The organism is Thermohalobaculum sp., assembly GCF_058622915.1.
Window position 1 is genome coordinate 1 of the sequence record NZ_JBZSYN010000098.1, and the last position, 15427, is coordinate 15427.

The 15427-nt window shown below is 70.4% G+C and carries 14 protein-coding genes; 11 read left to right on the top strand and 3 right to left on the bottom strand.

Features of this window, described 5'->3' with window-relative positions; all coding sequences use genetic code 11:
- From AC32QD_RS08080 to AC32QD_RS08090, 3 genes are all read left to right on the top strand, one after another.
- Nucleotides 1-466: DUF1932 domain-containing protein (locus AC32QD_RS08080; protein WP_492009980.1), on the top strand; the 466-nt coding region annotated here is incomplete at its 5' end.
- Between the two features lie 24 nt (nucleotides 467-490).
- Nucleotides 491-1663, top strand: a complete 1173-nt coding sequence (locus AC32QD_RS08085; RefSeq protein WP_492009981.1) for a M20 aminoacylase family protein — start codon at nucleotides 491-493, stop codon at nucleotides 1661-1663.
- Between the two features lie 146 nt (nucleotides 1664-1809).
- Nucleotides 1810-3117 (top strand): Nramp family divalent metal transporter, encoded by a 1308-nt coding sequence (locus tag AC32QD_RS08090; RefSeq protein WP_492009982.1) that lies wholly within the window; start codon nucleotides 1810-1812, stop codon nucleotides 3115-3117.
- A gap of 142 nt (nucleotides 3118-3259) precedes the next feature.
- Here AC32QD_RS08090 and AC32QD_RS08095 read toward each other — a convergent pair whose 3' ends face one another.
- Together AC32QD_RS08095 and AC32QD_RS08100 are read right to left on the bottom strand one after the other, a co-directional pair.
- Nucleotides 3260-4684, bottom strand: a complete 1425-nt coding sequence (locus AC32QD_RS08095) for an amidase (RefSeq protein ID WP_492009983.1) — start codon at nucleotides 4682-4684, stop codon at nucleotides 3260-3262.
- Nucleotides 4677-4859, bottom strand: a complete 183-nt coding sequence (locus tag AC32QD_RS08100; protein ID WP_492009984.1) for a hypothetical protein — start codon at nucleotides 4857-4859, stop codon at nucleotides 4677-4679. Before AC32QD_RS08100 ends, AC32QD_RS08095 begins: the two co-directional genes overlap by 8 nt.
- A 228-nt stretch (nucleotides 4860-5087) precedes the next feature.
- Between AC32QD_RS08100 and AC32QD_RS08105 the strand changes: the two genes are divergently transcribed.
- On the top strand, nucleotides 5088-5762 hold the full coding sequence (locus AC32QD_RS08105; protein WP_492009985.1) for a 50S ribosomal protein L25/general stress protein Ctc: 675 nt from the start codon (nucleotides 5088-5090) through the stop codon (nucleotides 5760-5762).
- A 77-nt stretch (nucleotides 5763-5839) separates the two neighbouring features.
- Here the strand turns inward: AC32QD_RS08105 and AC32QD_RS08110 are convergent, their stop codons facing one another.
- Entirely contained in the window at nucleotides 5840-6322 is a 483-nt protein-coding gene (locus AC32QD_RS08110) for a DoxX family protein (protein WP_492009986.1), read from the bottom strand.
- 331 nt (nucleotides 6323-6653) lie between these two features.
- Here AC32QD_RS08110 and ileS point away from each other — a divergent pair, with 331 nt between their 5' ends.
- The 7 genes from ileS to mutL form a co-directional block, all read left to right on the top strand.
- Complete coding sequence (ileS, locus tag AC32QD_RS08115) at nucleotides 6654-9626, top strand: isoleucine--tRNA ligase (RefSeq protein ID WP_492009987.1); 2973 nt, start codon at nucleotides 6654-6656, stop codon at nucleotides 9624-9626.
- 107 nt (nucleotides 9627-9733) lie between these two features.
- Complete coding sequence (locus AC32QD_RS08120; protein ID WP_492009988.1) at nucleotides 9734-10180, top strand: hypothetical protein; 447 nt, start codon at nucleotides 9734-9736, stop codon at nucleotides 10178-10180.
- A gap of 79 nt (nucleotides 10181-10259) precedes the next feature.
- Complete coding sequence (gene lspA, locus AC32QD_RS08125; protein ID WP_492009993.1) at nucleotides 10260-10712, top strand: signal peptidase II; 453 nt, start codon at nucleotides 10260-10262, stop codon at nucleotides 10710-10712.
- A gap of 147 nt (nucleotides 10713-10859) precedes the next feature.
- The gene (locus tag AC32QD_RS08130) at nucleotides 10860-11471 is read left to right on the top strand and encodes a DUF3035 domain-containing protein (RefSeq protein ID WP_492009989.1); all 612 of its coding nucleotides are present in this window, start codon (nucleotides 10860-10862) and stop codon (nucleotides 11469-11471) included.
- Between the two features lie 54 nt (nucleotides 11472-11525).
- Entirely contained in the window at nucleotides 11526-12866 is a 1341-nt protein-coding gene (locus tag AC32QD_RS08135; protein WP_492009990.1) for a M16 family metallopeptidase, read from the top strand.
- On the top strand, nucleotides 12863-14200 hold the full coding sequence (locus AC32QD_RS08140; RefSeq protein ID WP_492009991.1) for a M16 family metallopeptidase: 1338 nt from the start codon (nucleotides 12863-12865) through the stop codon (nucleotides 14198-14200). The genes AC32QD_RS08135 and AC32QD_RS08140 overlap by 4 nt, the downstream gene beginning before the upstream one ends.
- Before the next feature lie 81 nt (nucleotides 14201-14281).
- Nucleotides 14282-15427 (top strand): DNA mismatch repair endonuclease MutL (gene mutL / locus AC32QD_RS08145; protein ID WP_492009992.1); only part of this gene is annotated, 1146 nt, incomplete at its 3' end.

A 15427-nucleotide genomic window follows, 5' to 3' on the forward strand; every position in this document is an offset into this window, starting at 1 on the left:
GCCGAATACCGGGCCGATGGAGCGGCTCGACGGCAAGGGCATCGAGGTGATCCCGATGGGGGCGGAGCCCGGTCGCGCCTCGGGGCTCAAGATGGTCTATGCCGGGCTGACCAAGGGCACCTTCACGCTGCACACGGCTTTGCTGGTGGCCGCCTGGCAACTCGGCATCTTCGAGGAGACGCTCGCCGAATACGCCAACAGCCAGGGTGCGGCGCTCGAGGCCATGCGCACGCGGGTGCCGCGCCTGCCGGCGGACTCGGCGCGCTGGGTCGGCGAGATGGAGGAGATCGCCGCCACCATGGCCTCGGCGGGCGTCACGCCGGCCTTCCACGAGGGCGCGGCGGCGGTCTTCTCGCTGCTCGCCCGCACCCCCTTCGCCGCCGAGACGCGCGAGACGCTGGACGACTCGCGCACGCTCGAGCAGGCCATCGAGGTCTATGCGCAGCATCTCGCGCCCGGCGATTGAGGCGCAGCAAGGAGCCCGTCATCCATGCCCGTCATCAACCGTGTCGCCGACCTTCACGACGAGATCACAGGCTGGCGGCGTGCGCTGCACAGGCGGCCCGAGCTGGGCTTCGACACGCACGAGACCGCGCGCTTCGTGGCCGACAAGCTGCGCAGCTTCGGCGTCGACGAGGTGGCCGAGGGGATCGGCCGCACCGGCGTGGTCGGCGTAATCCGCGGGCGCGGGGCCGGCTCGGGCCGGGTCATCGGGCTGAGGGCCGACATGGACGCGCTGCCGATCGAGGAGGCGAGCGGGGTGCCGCACGCCTCCCAGGTGCCGGGCAGGATGCACGCCTGCGGCCATGACGGGCACACTTCGATGCTGCTCGGCGCCGCCCGGTACCTGGCCGAGACGCGCAATTTCGACGGCACCGTGGCGGTGATCTTCCAGCCGGCCGAGGAGGCCGGCGGCGGCGGCAACGCCATGGTGCAGGACGGCCTGATGGAGCGATTCGGCATCCAGCAGGTGTTCGGCATGCACAACGCGCCGGGCCTGCCGGTCGGCGCCTTCGCGCTCAGGCCCGGCAGCTTGCTGGCCTCGTCGGACGACTTCACCATCGACATCGAGGGCCGTGGCAGCCATGCCGCCAAGCCGCATCAGGGCATCGACACGACGCTGGTGGCGGCGCACCTGATGCAGGCGTTGCAGTCGGTGGTGGCGCGCAATGTCGATCCGGTGGAGTCGGCGGTGCTCTCGATCACCACGCTCAGGACCGGAGGCGACAGCTTCAACGTGATCCCGCAGACCGTGCACATGAAGGGCACGATCCGGGCGCTCAGGCAGGAGGTGCGCGAGCTGGCCGAGCGCCGGCTGCGCGGCATCGTCGACCATATCGCGGCGGCCTTCGAGGCCAGGGCCGTGCTGGACGTCGAGCGCGGCTACCCGGTGACGGTCAACCACGCGGCCGAGACCGAGTTCGCGGCCAGGGTGGCCGAGGAGGTCGCCGGTGCCGGCCGGGTCGTGCGCGACGCGCCGCCGGTGCTGGGCACCGAGGACTTCTCCTACATGCTCGAAGCGCGACCGGGCGCCTTCATCTTTGTGGGCAACGGCGAGACGGCGAATCTGCACAACCCGGCCTATGACTTCAACGACGAGATCATTCCCTTGGGCGTCTCCTACTGGGCGCGGCTGGCCGAGACGGCGATGCCGCTGGGCTGAGGCCCGGCGCCCCGCATGGCATGGCGCCAAGGCCTCGGACCCGACCGGGGGCCGCGGCCTTCGGCGCACGAATCGCCCCTGACTGATTGCCAGGTGCAAATCAATTTAGCCACGACTATATCTGTGCCATGCAAAAGGACCCGCAGATGCCGTCCGACGCTGTCGCCGGGACCCTGACCCGGCGAACCTCGCATGCGATCCGCGAGGTTCTGGAGGGCCGGCGCTCGGGGGCGCGGGCCTTCCTGCCCTTCATCGGGCCGGCGGTGATCGCCTCGGTCGCCTACATGGACCCGGGCAACTTCGCCACCAACATCCAGGCGGGCGCGGGCTATGGCTATGCGCTGTTGTGGGTGGTGCTGGGGGCAAACCTGATTGCCATGCTGTTCCAGGGGCTCTCGGCCAAGCTCGGCATCGTCAGCGGGCGCAACCTGGCCGAGCTGTGCCGCGAGCGCTATCCGCGCGTGCTGGTCTGGGCCATGTGGGTGATCAGCGAGATCGCGGCGATGGCGACCGACCTGGCCGAGTTCCTCGGCGGCGCCATCGGACTGGCGCTGCTGTTCGACATGCCTCTGCTGGCCGGGATGGCGGTGACCGCCGTGGTCACCTACGCGATCCTGCTGTTCGAGGGGCGCGGCTTCAGGATGATGGAGCTGGTGATCGGCGCCTTCGTGCTGATCATCGGGCTGAGCTATGTCGCCGAGCTGTTCCTCGCCAATGTCGACTGGGCGGGCGTGGGCGTCGGCATGGTGACGCCGCAGGTGCCCGACTTCAGCGCGCTGGTGATCGTCGTCGGCATCGTCGGGGCCACCGTGATGCCGCATGCGGTATTCCTGCATTCGGGGCTGACCCAGGCGCGGGTGCGGGTGCAAAGCGCGGCCGAGCGGGCCATGCTGGTGCGCTTCTCGAACCGCGAGGTGGTGGTGGCGCTGGCGGTCGCGGGGCTGGTCAACATGGCCATGGTGGTGATGGCCTCGGCCGCCTTCCACCGCGGCCACAGGGAGGTGGCCGAGATCGAGACCGCCTATCACATGCTGACGCCCCTGCTCGGCAGCGCGGCGGCGGCGGTGTTCCTGGTCTCGCTGATCGCCTCGGGCGTCTCCAGCTCGGTGGTCGGCACCATGGCCGGGCAGCTGATCATGCAGGGCTTCGTCGGCTTCCGCATTCCCGTGTGGCTGAGGCGGCTGGTGACCATGATCCCGGCCTTCGCGGTGGTGGCGATGGGCGCCAACGCCACCCATGCGCTGGTGCTGAGCCAGGTGGTGCTGAGCCTGGCGCTGCCGATCCCGATGATCGCGCTGGTGCATTTCACCTGCCAGCGCGAGGTGATGGGCGTGCATGTCAACGGGCCCTGGACGCGGGCTGCCGCGATCCTCGGGGCGGCGGTCGTGCTGGGGCTCAACCTCGTGCTGCTGCTCGGCAGCTTCGGCGCGGCCGTGCCGGGGCTCGGGGCCTAGGCGCTGGCGGCGGTTTCCGGGCCGGTTTTGCACCGGATTCGGGGCGTCCACATTTTGACGCCTTACAACACATTGAAATCATTGTATTTTTAAAAAGACCCTTTTGGACGCCCAGATTTAGGGACTCAAGTCGCCCGGCCCGTCAGCCGGCCGCCGCGCGCAGGTCGGCCGGTGTCCAGTGCCGCCAGGGGCGGTGTGCCTCGATGGCGGCACCGATCCTGAGCACGGTCGGGTCGTCGAAGCGGCGGCCAACGATCTGGGCGGCGGTGGGTAGGCCCTCCGATGTCATGCCCGAGGGCACCGACAGCGCCGGGCACTGGCCGACCATGTTGAAGATCTCGGTCATGTCGAGGCCCTCGACGCGGCCTCGCGCGTTGCGGCGCCAGAAGTTGCGGTCGCGCTCGGTGTTGAGCGGCGCGCCCCGGCACATGGTCGGGCACAGCAGCGCGTCGTACCGGGAGAACACCGCCGCGAGGCGGCGCCACAGATCGGTGCGCACGCACTCGATGCGCTTGAACGGCACGGCGCCGAGCGTGCGCCCCGCCTCGATCAGCTTGACCACGTGGGGGTCGAGCTCGGCGCGGTGCGCGTCGATGAGGTGGCCGAAGCAGGCGGCGAGATAGACGCCCCACCAGTCGTTCCAGGCGCGCAGCACCTCGAAGGGCACTTCGAGCGCGACCTCCTCGATTTCCGCCCCGGCCTCGGTCAGCGCGTCCGCGGTGGCGCGCAGGTTGGCGGCCACCTCCGGCTCGACGGCGAAGAGGCCAAGGTCGGGGGAAAGTGCGATGCTAAGGCCGGTCAGGTCCGGGTCGAGCCGGTCGGGCAGGGGTGCGGGCGCCGTCTGGCTCTGGATGTCGGCGTCGTCGGGGCCCTCGGCGATGCTGAGGAACAGGGCGGCGTCCGCGACCGTGCGCGCCAGCGGGCCAAAATGGCTAAGCGAGTCGAAGACGAAGGGCAGGATGTCCATCGGGATGCGCCCGAGCGAGGGCTTCAGCCCGACGCAGCCGCAAAGGGCTGCCGGGATGCGCACCGAGCCGCCCATGTCGGTGCCCTCGGCCAGCGCCACGCAGCCGGTGGTCGCTGCGACGCCGGCCCCGCCCGAGGAGCCGCCGGCGTTGCGCGCCGCGTCCCAGGGGTTCGAGGTGGCGCCCCAGAGCGGGCTGATGGTGAAGCCAGAATGGGCGAATTCGGGCGTCGTGGTCTTGCCCAGGGTAATGGCACCCGCGGCCTTGAAGCGGCGCACGATCACCGGGTCGGCGTCGGCCACCCGGTCGGCGAAGCAGCGCGAACCAAGCGTGATGACGTGGCCCTTCGTCGGCGTGAAGTCCTTGAAGGCCACCGGCAGGCCGTGCAGCGGCCCCAGCGCGTCGCCGCGCATGACCGCGGCCTCGGCGGCGCGGGCGGCCGCGCGCGCCTCGTGAGCGAACACGAAGGCGAAGGCGTTGAGGGCGGGCTGCACCAGCGCGATGCGCGCCAGCGCGGCCTCGACGAGGTCCACCGGCGAGATCTCGCGGGCGCGCACCAGCCGCGCCTGCTCGGTGGCGGGAAGGGCGCACAGATCAGCCACCCGCCACCCCCGCGGCTGCGTTCGCGGCGTTCAGGCCGATCCCGGCCGCGGCATCGTCGCCCGGCTTGACGGACTGGGCGGGCCGGGCGCCATAGCGCGCGACGTCGCGCGGCCCGGGCGCGGCGGCGCGGCCGGGATGGCGCGGACGATGGCGCCGGGTGCAGACGATGTGCAAGGGGCCTCTCCTCGATGCTGCCGGGCGAGAGTGCCGTGGCCACGCGGAGAAGGCCAGCCCCCGACGCCGATACGCGCGTCGTGGTCCGCCCCTTGCATTTGCCACCACCTTCATTTGCCGCCCCCCTTGCATTTGCCGCCCGATGGCGTATAGGGGCCCGTTCCCGCGGCGCTTACACCCCTGGAGGATCTCCGCGGGCGGAAACCGAACACTGAAGGAGCGCGAGACATGGCCAATGCGCCGATTGTCGAAGCCACGTCGCGCCAGGCATCGGGCAAAGGGGCTGCCCGCGCCGCGCGTCGCATGGGGCTGGTCCCCGGGGTCGTCTACGGGGACAAGCAGGACCCGGTGGCGATCAACATCAAGTACAACGACCTGATCCGGGCGCTGAAGGCGGGCCGGTTCCTCTCGACCCTGATCAACCTCAAGGTCGACGGCAAGGACAACCGGGTGATCTGCCGCGCCGTGCAGCGCGACGTGGTCAAGGACCTGCCGATCCACGCCGATTTCCTGCGCCTGTCCGAGACGGCACGCATCGCGCTGTTCATCGCCGTGGAGTTCATCAACCGCGCCGACTGCCCCGGCCTGCGCCAGGGCGGCGTGCTGACCGTGGTGCGCAGCGAGGTCGAGCTGAAGGTGCCGGCGAGCGACATCCCCGATCACGTCACGGTCGACCTCACCGGGCTCGAGATCGGCGACGTGGTGAAGATCTCCAATGTCGAGCTGCCCGCGGGCATCACGCCCACCATCACCGACCGCGACTTCGTCATCGCCAACATCTCGGCCCCCTCGGCGCTGATCGCCGAGGAGGAGGAAGAGGCCGAGGAGGGCGAGGAGCTCGAAGGCGCCGAGGGCGAGGAGGAAGAGGCCGAGGGCGAGGAGGAGGGCTCCGAGGAGGAGTGATCCGCCGGCCCCTGCGGCAAATGACGAACGGCCCGGCGGCGCGCCGGGCCGTTTCAGTTTGCGCCGATCAGAGGCGCTCAGAGCTCGCGGCCGATGAGCCGGTCGAGCGAGTAGCGGCCGCCGCCCCTGACGGCGAAGCTGAGCGCCAGCACGGCCCAGAGCACCGGGTATTCCCAGCCGCCCTCGGTCCAGAAGAAGGGGCCGGGGATGTGGACGGAGAAGGCGGCGACCAGCAGCAGCACGACGACTGCGGCCGCGGCCGGGCGGGTCATCAGGCCGATGGCGAGCAGCAGCCCGCCGAAGAACTCGACCGAGCCCGCCGCCAGTGCGGCGTGGTAGCCGTCGGCGAAGCCAAGCTGGGTGTGGAAGAACTGGCCCGTGCCCTGGAGCCCGTAGCCGCCGAACCAGCCGAACAGCTTCTGCGCGCCGTGCGGCATCAGAAAGCCGCCGGCGACGACGCGCAGCAGCGCCTGGGACAGGTCGCTAAGCGCGGCGTAGACGGGCGCGAGCGCCGGGATGGCGAGGGCGGGGGTCGTGCGGGTCTGGGTCAGCGTGGTCATGGTGTCGGTCTCCCTATCCGGTCTTGCCGGGTGCGTTCGGTGGTGTCCGGACAGGAGATAGCGAATTGCCGGAATTCGCACAAGACGCGCAATCGTCAAATGATTGTTGCCCGGATGGCAACAGTGGGTCGCGTGCGCCACGCGGCGGCGCGTCGCTGGACGGGGCCGGGCGCGGCGGCTATAAGCGCGCCATGATGCGCCGGCCCGTCATCGCGAGACGAATTACGGGCCCGGCCCGCCCGGGCAGCTGAGCCTCCGGCGGTGCCGGGTGACAAGGCTGCGCGAGCGCCCGATATCAGACCCAGACAGGCCTAAGACCGAGAGCCGTGCGATGACCGCCGAGACCTCTGCCAAGCCCGCGCCGAAGCCCGCGCCCGCGGGCGAGACGCCGAGCTACAAGGACACCCTGTTCCTGCCGCGCACGGACTTTCCCATGCGCGGCAACCTGCCCGAGCGCGAGCCGGACTGGCTGGCGCGCTGGGAGGAGCTGGGCATCTACGACCGTCTGCGCGCCAAGGCCGGGCGCCCGCCCTTCGTGCTGCATGATGGGCCGCCCTATGCCAACGGGCACCTGCATATCGGCACGGCGCTGAACAAGATCCTGAAGGACTTCGTGGTGCGCGCCCACCAGATGCTGGGCCATGACAGCCGCTATGTGCCGGGCTGGGACTGCCACGGCCTGCCGATCGAGTGGAAGATCGAGGAGCAGTACCGGGCCCGCGGCCTGGACAAGGACGCGGTGCCGGTCAACGAGCTGCGCGCCGAGTGCCGCCGCTTCGCCGAGTACTGGATCGACGTGCAGCGCGCCGAGTTCAAGCGGCTGGGCGTGATCGGCAAGTGGGAGGACCCCTACCTGACCATGGCCTTCGGCGCCGAGGCGGTGATCGCCGAGGAATTCATGAAGTTCGTCATGAACGGCGCGCTCTACCGCGGCTCGAAGCCGGTGATGTGGTCGCCGGTGGAGAAGACCGCGCTGGCCGAGGCCGAGATCGAGTACCACGACCATGTCAGCCCGCAGGTCTGGGTGAAGTTTCCCATCTCTGCGATTTCGCATGAGCCGGAACAGAGTTCGGACAAGATCACCGAACTTGCCAAGGCAAAGGTCGTCATCTGGACCACGACGCCCTGGACGATCCCGCAGAACCGCGCGATCTGCTTTCATCCGGAGATCGCCTATGGCCTCTACCGCGTCACAGCCGCCCCCGAGGGCAACTGGGCGCAGGCGGGCGAGACCTATCTGCTGGCCGACAAGCTGGCCGCCGAGGTGATGAAGGCGGCCCGCGTCGAGGGCTATGAGAAGGTTCGGCCGGTGAGCGCGGAAGAGCTCGGCGCCATCACCTGCGCCCACCCCTTGCGCGGCCTCGTCGACGCCGCCGAGCCCGAGGAGAACCGCTGGGACTATGACGTGCCGATGCTGCCTGGCGAGCACGTCACCGAGGACGCCGGCACCGGCTTCGTGCACACCGCGCCCTCGCACGGCGCCGACGACTACAATGTCGGCGTCAAGCACGGCCTGCCGATGACCCACAACGTGCTCGAGGACGGCAGCTTCCGGGCCGACCTGCCGATCTTCGGCGGCGCGGTGATCTTCGACCAGAAGGGCAAGGAGGGCGATGCGAACGAGCGGGTGATCGCCAAGCTCAGGGAGGTCGGGGCGCTGATCGCGCGGGACAAGCTCACGCACAGCTACCCGCACAGCTGGCGCTCCAAGGCCCCGGTGATCTTTCGCAACACGCCGCAGTGGTTCGTCGCCATCGACAAGCCCCTGGGCGACGGCATGGACGAATTCGGCGAGACCATCCGCGCCCGCGCGCTGGCCTCGATCGAGCGGCTGGTGCGCTTCGTGCCCGGCGCCGGGCGCAACCGGCTGCACGCGATGATCCAGAACCGGCCCGACTGGGTCTTGAGCCGCCAGCGCGCCTGGGGCGTGCCGCTGACCTGCTTCATCCGCGAGACCGGCGCGGGCGAGGTCGAGATCCTGCGCGACCCTGAGGTCAACGCCCGCATCGTCGAAGCCTTCCGCGAGGAGGGCGCCGATGCCTGGTTCGCCGAGGGCGCGCGCGCGCGCTTCCTCGCCGGGCGCGACGACATCGAGCAGTGGCACAAGGTCGACGACATCCTCGACGTGTGGTTCGACTCCGGCTCCACCCACGCCTTCGCGCTGAGGGACCGGGCCGACGGGGTCTGGCCGGCCGATGTCTATCTCGAGGGCACCGACCAGCACCGCGGCTGGTTCCACTCCTCGCTTTTGCAGGCGTGCGGCACACGCGGCCGGGCGCCCTACAAGAGCGTGGTGACGCACGGCTTCGCGCTGGACGAGAAGGGCCAGAAGATGTCGAAGTCGCTGGGCAACACGGTGGCGCCCCAGGACGTGATGAAGCAATACGGTGCCGACATCCTGCGCATCTGGGTGGCGCTGTCGGACTTCACCCAGGACCTGCGCATCGGCCCGGAGATCCTGAAGAGCGCGGCCGACAGCTACCGGCGGCTGAGGAACACGCTGCGCTTCATGCTGGGCGCGCTGGGGAGCCGGGACGGCGGCGCCCGCGTCGAGGCGCGCGACATGCCCGAGCTCGAGCGCTGGGTGCTGCACCGGCTGGCCGTGCTGGATGCAGAGGTGCGGCGCGGCTATGCAGACTTCGATTTCCAGGCGGTGTTCCAAAAGCTCTTCACCTTCGCCACCGGCGACCTGTCGGCGTTCTACTTCGACATCCGCAAGGACGCGCTTTACTGCGACGCCGCCGACAGTGCGCGCCGGCGCGCGGCGCTGACCGTGATGGAGGCGCTGTTCCACAGGCTGGTGACCTGGCTGGCGCCGATCGTGCCCTTCACAACCGAGGAGGCCTGGCTGTGCCGGCATCCCGGCGAGGCGAGCTCGGTGCATCTGGAGGACTTCCCGGCCACGCCCGAGGGATGGCGCGACGACGGGCTCGCGGCCAAATGGGCCAAGGTGCGCGCGGCGCGCCGCGTGGTCACCGGCGCGCTGGAGATCGCCCGGCGCGACAAGGTGATCGGCGCCTCGCTCGAGGCGGCGCCGGTGCTCTATGTCGACGACGCCGAGATCGCGGCGGCGGTAAAATCGGTGGAGATGGCGGATCTGTGCATCACCTCCGACCTCACGCTCGCCGAGCAGACGCCGCCCGACGAGGCCTTCCGTCTCGACGATCCGGCGATCGGGGTGGTGTTCGAGTGCGCCGATGGCCTGAAATGCCATCGGTGCTGGAAGGTCCTGCCGGATGTGGGCAGCCACGCCCATGCCGGGGTTTGCGGCCGCTGCGACGCGGCGCTGGCCGGGCATGGGTGAGGTGGATGCCGCCCAAGATTCGCCCGGATGCGCGCCGAGACTGGCAGCCGGCGCGGCACGGGGCGCGGCATGGGGCGCGGTTTGGGGCGCGGTTTGGGGCGAAAGCGATGGCGATGCGAGGGCCGAGTTTTCTGGTTCTGGCGGCATTGGGCCTGGCGCTGGGGTGCGGCGGCGCGACCTCGGCCGCCGCACAGCAGGCGGTGACGGGCGGAGCGCAGCCGGCGGCGCGGGGCGACACGCAACCGGCACCGTCGGCTGGCGACACGCAGGCCTCGCTGCCCGAGGCGGTGCCCCGGGCGCTTGCCTCGAACGGGGCGATCATCGCGATGCCCAAGATCGATGCGCTGAGCTGCCCCGAGATGGCGGAGGTGCTGCGTCTGATCGACCAGTCCGGCTATCGCGGTCCGGAGCCGGTGCCCCCGCAGCATCCGGACTACAGGATCTTCGAGTACGAGAACCGTCTGTCGGCGGCCTATTACTACAGCTGCATCCTGGCCGGGCAGCTGCTGAAGGATCCGACCCCCGCCTTCGCCCAGGGATTCCGGCAGCCATGAGGCATGGCTGACGGTGACCGGGCCGGCCCCCGCCCTTCTGGCGCGCCTGCGCGCCGTCGCCGGACCGGCGACCTGGCGCATGGGCCAGGTGGCGCTCGGCGTCTTTGCGCTCGACCGGCTGAGCAAGTGGTGGGTGGTCGAGGGGCTGGACCTGGCGCATGCCGGCCGGATCGCGGTCTGGCCGCCCTTCCTGACCTTCGTCATGGCCTGGAACCGGGGCGTCAACTTCGGCATCGGCGTCGGGGTGTCGCGCTGGGTGCTGATCGGGCTCGCCGTGGTCATCTCGGTGGCGCTGGCGCTGTGGATGCGCCGGCGCGCCGCGCGGGACGGGGCGGCGAAGGCGATGCCGCTGGCCTGGGGGGCGGGAATCATCATCGGCGGCGCGCTCGGCAACGCCTGGGACCGGGTCATGTACGGGGCGGTGGCGGATTTTCTCAACATGAGCTGTTGCGGAATCGCCAATCCTTATGCTTTCAACGTGGCGGACGTGGCGATCTTTGCCGGCGCGGCGCTGATCGTATGGAAGGCCTGAATGCGCCGGCGTTGCGCGCGCGCACCAGCGGGGGCACAATGCCGGCCCCGGGCGCGATGCGGCGCAGGCGGGCGCGCAGGCGACAGAGGAGCAGTGAGGATGCGGTTCGGACAAGCGGCCCGGATGGCGGGCCGGACGGCGGCGGCAATGGCGGCGCTCGCCCTGCTCGCGTCCTGCGGCCGGCTGGGCGACCCGGTGGAGGCCATGACCGGAACGGCGCCGTCGCCCGACGAGTTCCAGGTCATGCACTACCAGCCGCCGGTGGTGCCCAAGACCTTTGACCTGCCCAAGCCGACGCCGGGCGTCCCGTCGCCGCGCGCGCCGAAGCCGGAGCACGAGGCGATCGTGGCCCTGCTGGGCCCGAACGCGCAGCCCGTCGCCACCACATCCTCCGCGCCGAGCGCCGGCGAGCAGGCGCTGCTGAGCTCGGCCAAGGCCGCCTCGGCCTCGAGCGAGATCCGCGTCCAGCTCAAGCAGGAGAACAAGCAGGCGGAGGCGAACAAGCCCTACGAGCCGCCGACCATATGGGAGCTGCTCGGCTTCGGCGGCAGCCAGCAAAAGATCGACAAGAGCCAGGTCATCGACCCGGATGCCGAGGCCAAGCGCCTGGAGGCCGAAGGCGTCCCGACCCCGGTCGATCCGAATGCCGCCAAGCGCGAAGCCGCCAAGGCGCAGCAGAAGACGGCCGAGTCCGCCCCGCCGGAGATCGACCGGGTGCCGCACAACACGGTCAGCCCGCCCCCGCAGCCGGCCTACTGAACCCGCCCCGCGCCTTCCGACGCGGGCCCTGACGCACAGCAACAGGACCCCCGCATGAGTCTCACGCGCCTTGCCGCCATGGCCTTCCTGGTTCTGGCGGCCCTGGCCCGGCCGGTCGATGCCGCGCCCAAGGTCACCGATTTCACACTCAAGAACGGCATGCAGGTCTTGGTGATCGAGGATCACCGCTCGCCGGTCGTCACCCACATGGTCTGGTACCGGGTGGGCGCCGCGGACGAGCCCTGGGGTCACTCGGGCATCGCGCATTTCCTTGAGCACCTGATGTTCAAGGGCACCGACAAGCTCAAGGCGGGTGAGTTTTCGCAGATCGTGGCCCAGAACGGGGGTACCGAGAACGCCTTCACCGGTCAGGACTTCACCGCCTATTTCCAGCATATCGCAGCCGATCGGCTGGATCTGGTCATGGGCATGGAGGCGGACCGGATGAGCCACCTCAAGCTCACCAAGGCCGTGGTCAGGACCGAGCGCTCGGTGATCCTCGAGGAGCGCAGCCAGCGCATCGACAACAATCCGCAGGCGCTGTTCAGCGAGCAGCTTTCCGCCGCGCTCTACCAGAACAGCCCCTACGGCATTCCGGTGATCGGCTGGCGCCACGAGATGAAGAAGCTCAGCCTCGAGGACGAGGAGAGGTTCTACAAGCGCTACTATGCTCCCGACAACGCCATACTGGTGGTCGCGGGCGATGTGACGCCCGATCAGGTGCGCAAGCTGGCGGAGAAGAACTACGGGCCCATCGCGCCCTCGGGCCAGCCGCCCGCGGCCCGGCCGCAGGAGCCGCCCCACCGCGCGCCGGTGCGCGTCGTGATGCATGACGCGCGGGTCAGGCAGCCGGTGGTGGAGCGGCTCTATCTCGTGCCGACCTACGACCCGAAGAACCCGCAGGAGGCGGCGGCGCTCGAGGTGCTGAGCGACCTGCTCGGCGGCGGCATGACCTCGCGCCTTTCCCGCACGCTCGAGGTCGAGAAGAAGCTGGCGATCGAGACCGGCGCGTCGTACTCGGCGGTGCGCCGCGACCCGCACGCGTTCGGCATCTACGCTGTGCCGGCCCACGGGCACACGCTGGCTGAGGTCGAGCACGGCATCGATTCGGTGATCGCCAAGTTCGCGAGCAAGGGGCCGACGCCGGATGAGCTGGACCGGGCCAAGCGGCTGGTGCGCGCCTCGCTGATCTACGCCCAGGACAACCAGGCCGCCCTGGCCCACCGCTACGGTGCGGCGCTGGCCGTCGGGGAGACGGTCCAGGACGTGCAGAACTGGCCCAAGGTGCTGGAGTCGGTCACGGCCGAGCAGGTGCGCGCCGTGGCGGCGAAGTACCTGGTCCCGGACCGCTCGGCCACCGGCTGGCTCGAGGGCAAGGGGGAGAAGGGCTCATGAACGCAGTGACGGTGATGCGCGCCCCGCTCTCGGCGCTGGCGGGGCTTGTGCTGGCGGCAAGCCTCGCGGCAGGGTTCGCGGCCCCCGCCCAGGCGCTCGACATCCAGAAGGTCACCAGCCCCAAGGGGCAGGTCTTCTGGATGGTCCGGGAGCCGGCGATTCCCATCGTCGCGCTGGAGATCAGCTTCGACGGCGGCGCCCGGCTCGACCCTCAGGGCAAGGCCGGGCTGGCGCAGCTGACGGTGGGACTGCTCGACGAGGGCGCGGGCGACCTCAACTCGGTCGCCTTCGCCAAGCGGCGCGATGATCTGGCGGCGCGGTTCGGCTTCAATGTCGGGCGCGATTCGGTGCAGGTGTCGGCGCGGATGCTGACGGAGACGCTGGACCCGAGCGTGAAGCTGCTCGCCACGGCGCTGGGGCAGCCGCGTTTCGACCCGGACGCGATCAAGCGGGTGCGCGGGCAGCTGCTCGCCTCGCTGGCCCAAAACGAGACCGACCCGGCCACCGTGGCGAGCCGCGCCTGGTACGCGTGCGCCTTTCCGGGCCTTCCCTACGGGATGCCGGTCGACGGCACCAAGAAAAGCATCGCTTCGATCACCCGCGACGACCTGATCGCGGCGCACAAGCGACTTCTCACCCGCGCCTCGGCGCGCATCGCCGTGGTCGGGGCAATCGACCCGGACAAGGCCGGGCAGATGGTCGACACCCTGCTGGCCGGCCTTGACAAGGGCAAGCCGAACAAGGCCCGCAAGGTCGACGCGACGCCGCCGCCCGGGGTCAAGGTGATCAAGCTCGATGTGCCGCAATCGGCCGCGATCTTCGGCCAGACCGGCATCGCCCGCAACGACCCGGACTTTATCCCCGCCTTCGTGATGAACTACATCCTGGGCGGCGGGAACACCACCTCGCGGCTGATGCAGCAGGTGCGGGTCAAGCGCGGGCTGGCCTACGGGGTCTATTCCTACCTCGCCGAGCTGGAGGCCGAGCCGCTCTATCTCGGCAACGTCCAGTCAGCCAACGCCAAGATGGCCGAGAGCCTCGACCTGATCCGCTCGGAATGGGCGCGCATGGCGAAGGACGGCGTCACGGCGCAGGAGCTCGACGACGCCAAGCGGTACCTGACCGGGGCCTTTCCGCTCGAAATCGACTCGGACGCCAAGATCGCCAACTACCTGATCTACATGCAGGTCGAAAACCTCGGCATAGACTATATCGACCGGCGCAAGGGCCTGATCGAGGCGGTGACGCAGGACGACATCAAGCGCGTGGCGAAGCGGCTGCTCAAGCCCGATGCCCTTTCCATCGTCGTGGCCGGCAAGCCCGACGGTTTGTGAACCGCGCCGCGGGGCGCACCGGGCAGGCGCGGCCGGACTCGCCCGTTCCAGAATCGCCGCGGCCATGCTATGGCTTGTGGCATGAACGAGCATAGCCGCAATATGATGGGCTCTCCGCGACGAATCCGGCGGCTCGACGAGTCGGCCGCGAACCGCATCGCGGCGGGCGAGGTGGTCGAGCGGCCGGCCTCTGCGGTCAAGGAGCTTATCGAGAACGCCATCGACGCGGGCGCGCGGCGCATCGAGGTCGGCATTGCCGAGGGGGGCAAGACGCTGATCCGGGTCGCCGATGACGGCGCCGGCATCGTGCGCGACGACCTGCCCCTCGCGCTCGACCGGCACGCCACCTCGAAGATCGACGGCTCGGACCTGGTGCACATCACCAGCTACGGCTTCCGCGGCGAGGCGCTGCCCTCGATGGCCGCGGTGGCCCGGCTGACGCTGACCTCGCGGGCTGCTGACGCCGCGGAGGCCTGGGAGATCGCGGCGCTGGCAGGCGAGATCGGCCGGCCGCGGCCGGCGGCGCGCGGCCCGGGCACCACGGTGGAGCTGCGCGACCTGTTCTGCGCCACGCCGGCGCGGCTGAAGTTCCTGCGCACCGCGCGTGCCGAGGCGCAGGCGATCGGCGAGGTGGTGAGGCGGCTGGCCATGGCCGAGCCGGGCATCGCCTTCGAGCTCTCAGACGTCTCTGGCGAGACCAGCCGCCGGATGTTTCGCGCCGAGGCGGAAGCGGGGGATCTGGCCGAGGCGCGGCTGGCGCGGATCGGCCGCATCCTGGGCGCCGCCTTCGCCGAGAACGCGCTCGCCATCGACGCCGAGCGCGAGGGCGCGCGGCTGACGGGCTTCGCGGCGCTGCCGACCTATGCGCGCGGCGCGGCCACGGCGCAGTATCTGTTCGTCAACGGCCGGCCGGTGAAGGACCGCCTGCTGGCCGGCGCCCTGCGCGGCGCCTACGCCGATTTCCTCGCCCGCGACCGGCACCCGGCGGCGGTGCTGTTCCTCGAGCTCGAGCCCGAGCGGGTGGACGTGAATGTCCACCCGGCCAAGGCCGAGGTGCGCTTTCGCGAGCCCGGCGTGGTGCGCGGGCTGGTGGTCTCGGCGTTGACGCATGCGCTGGCCGGGGCCGGGCACCGGGCTTCGACCACGGTCTCGGCTGCGGCGCTCGGGGCTTTCCGGCCGGGCGCGGCGCCGGCCGCGCCGGGCCGGTGGCCCTCGCATGGCCCGTCA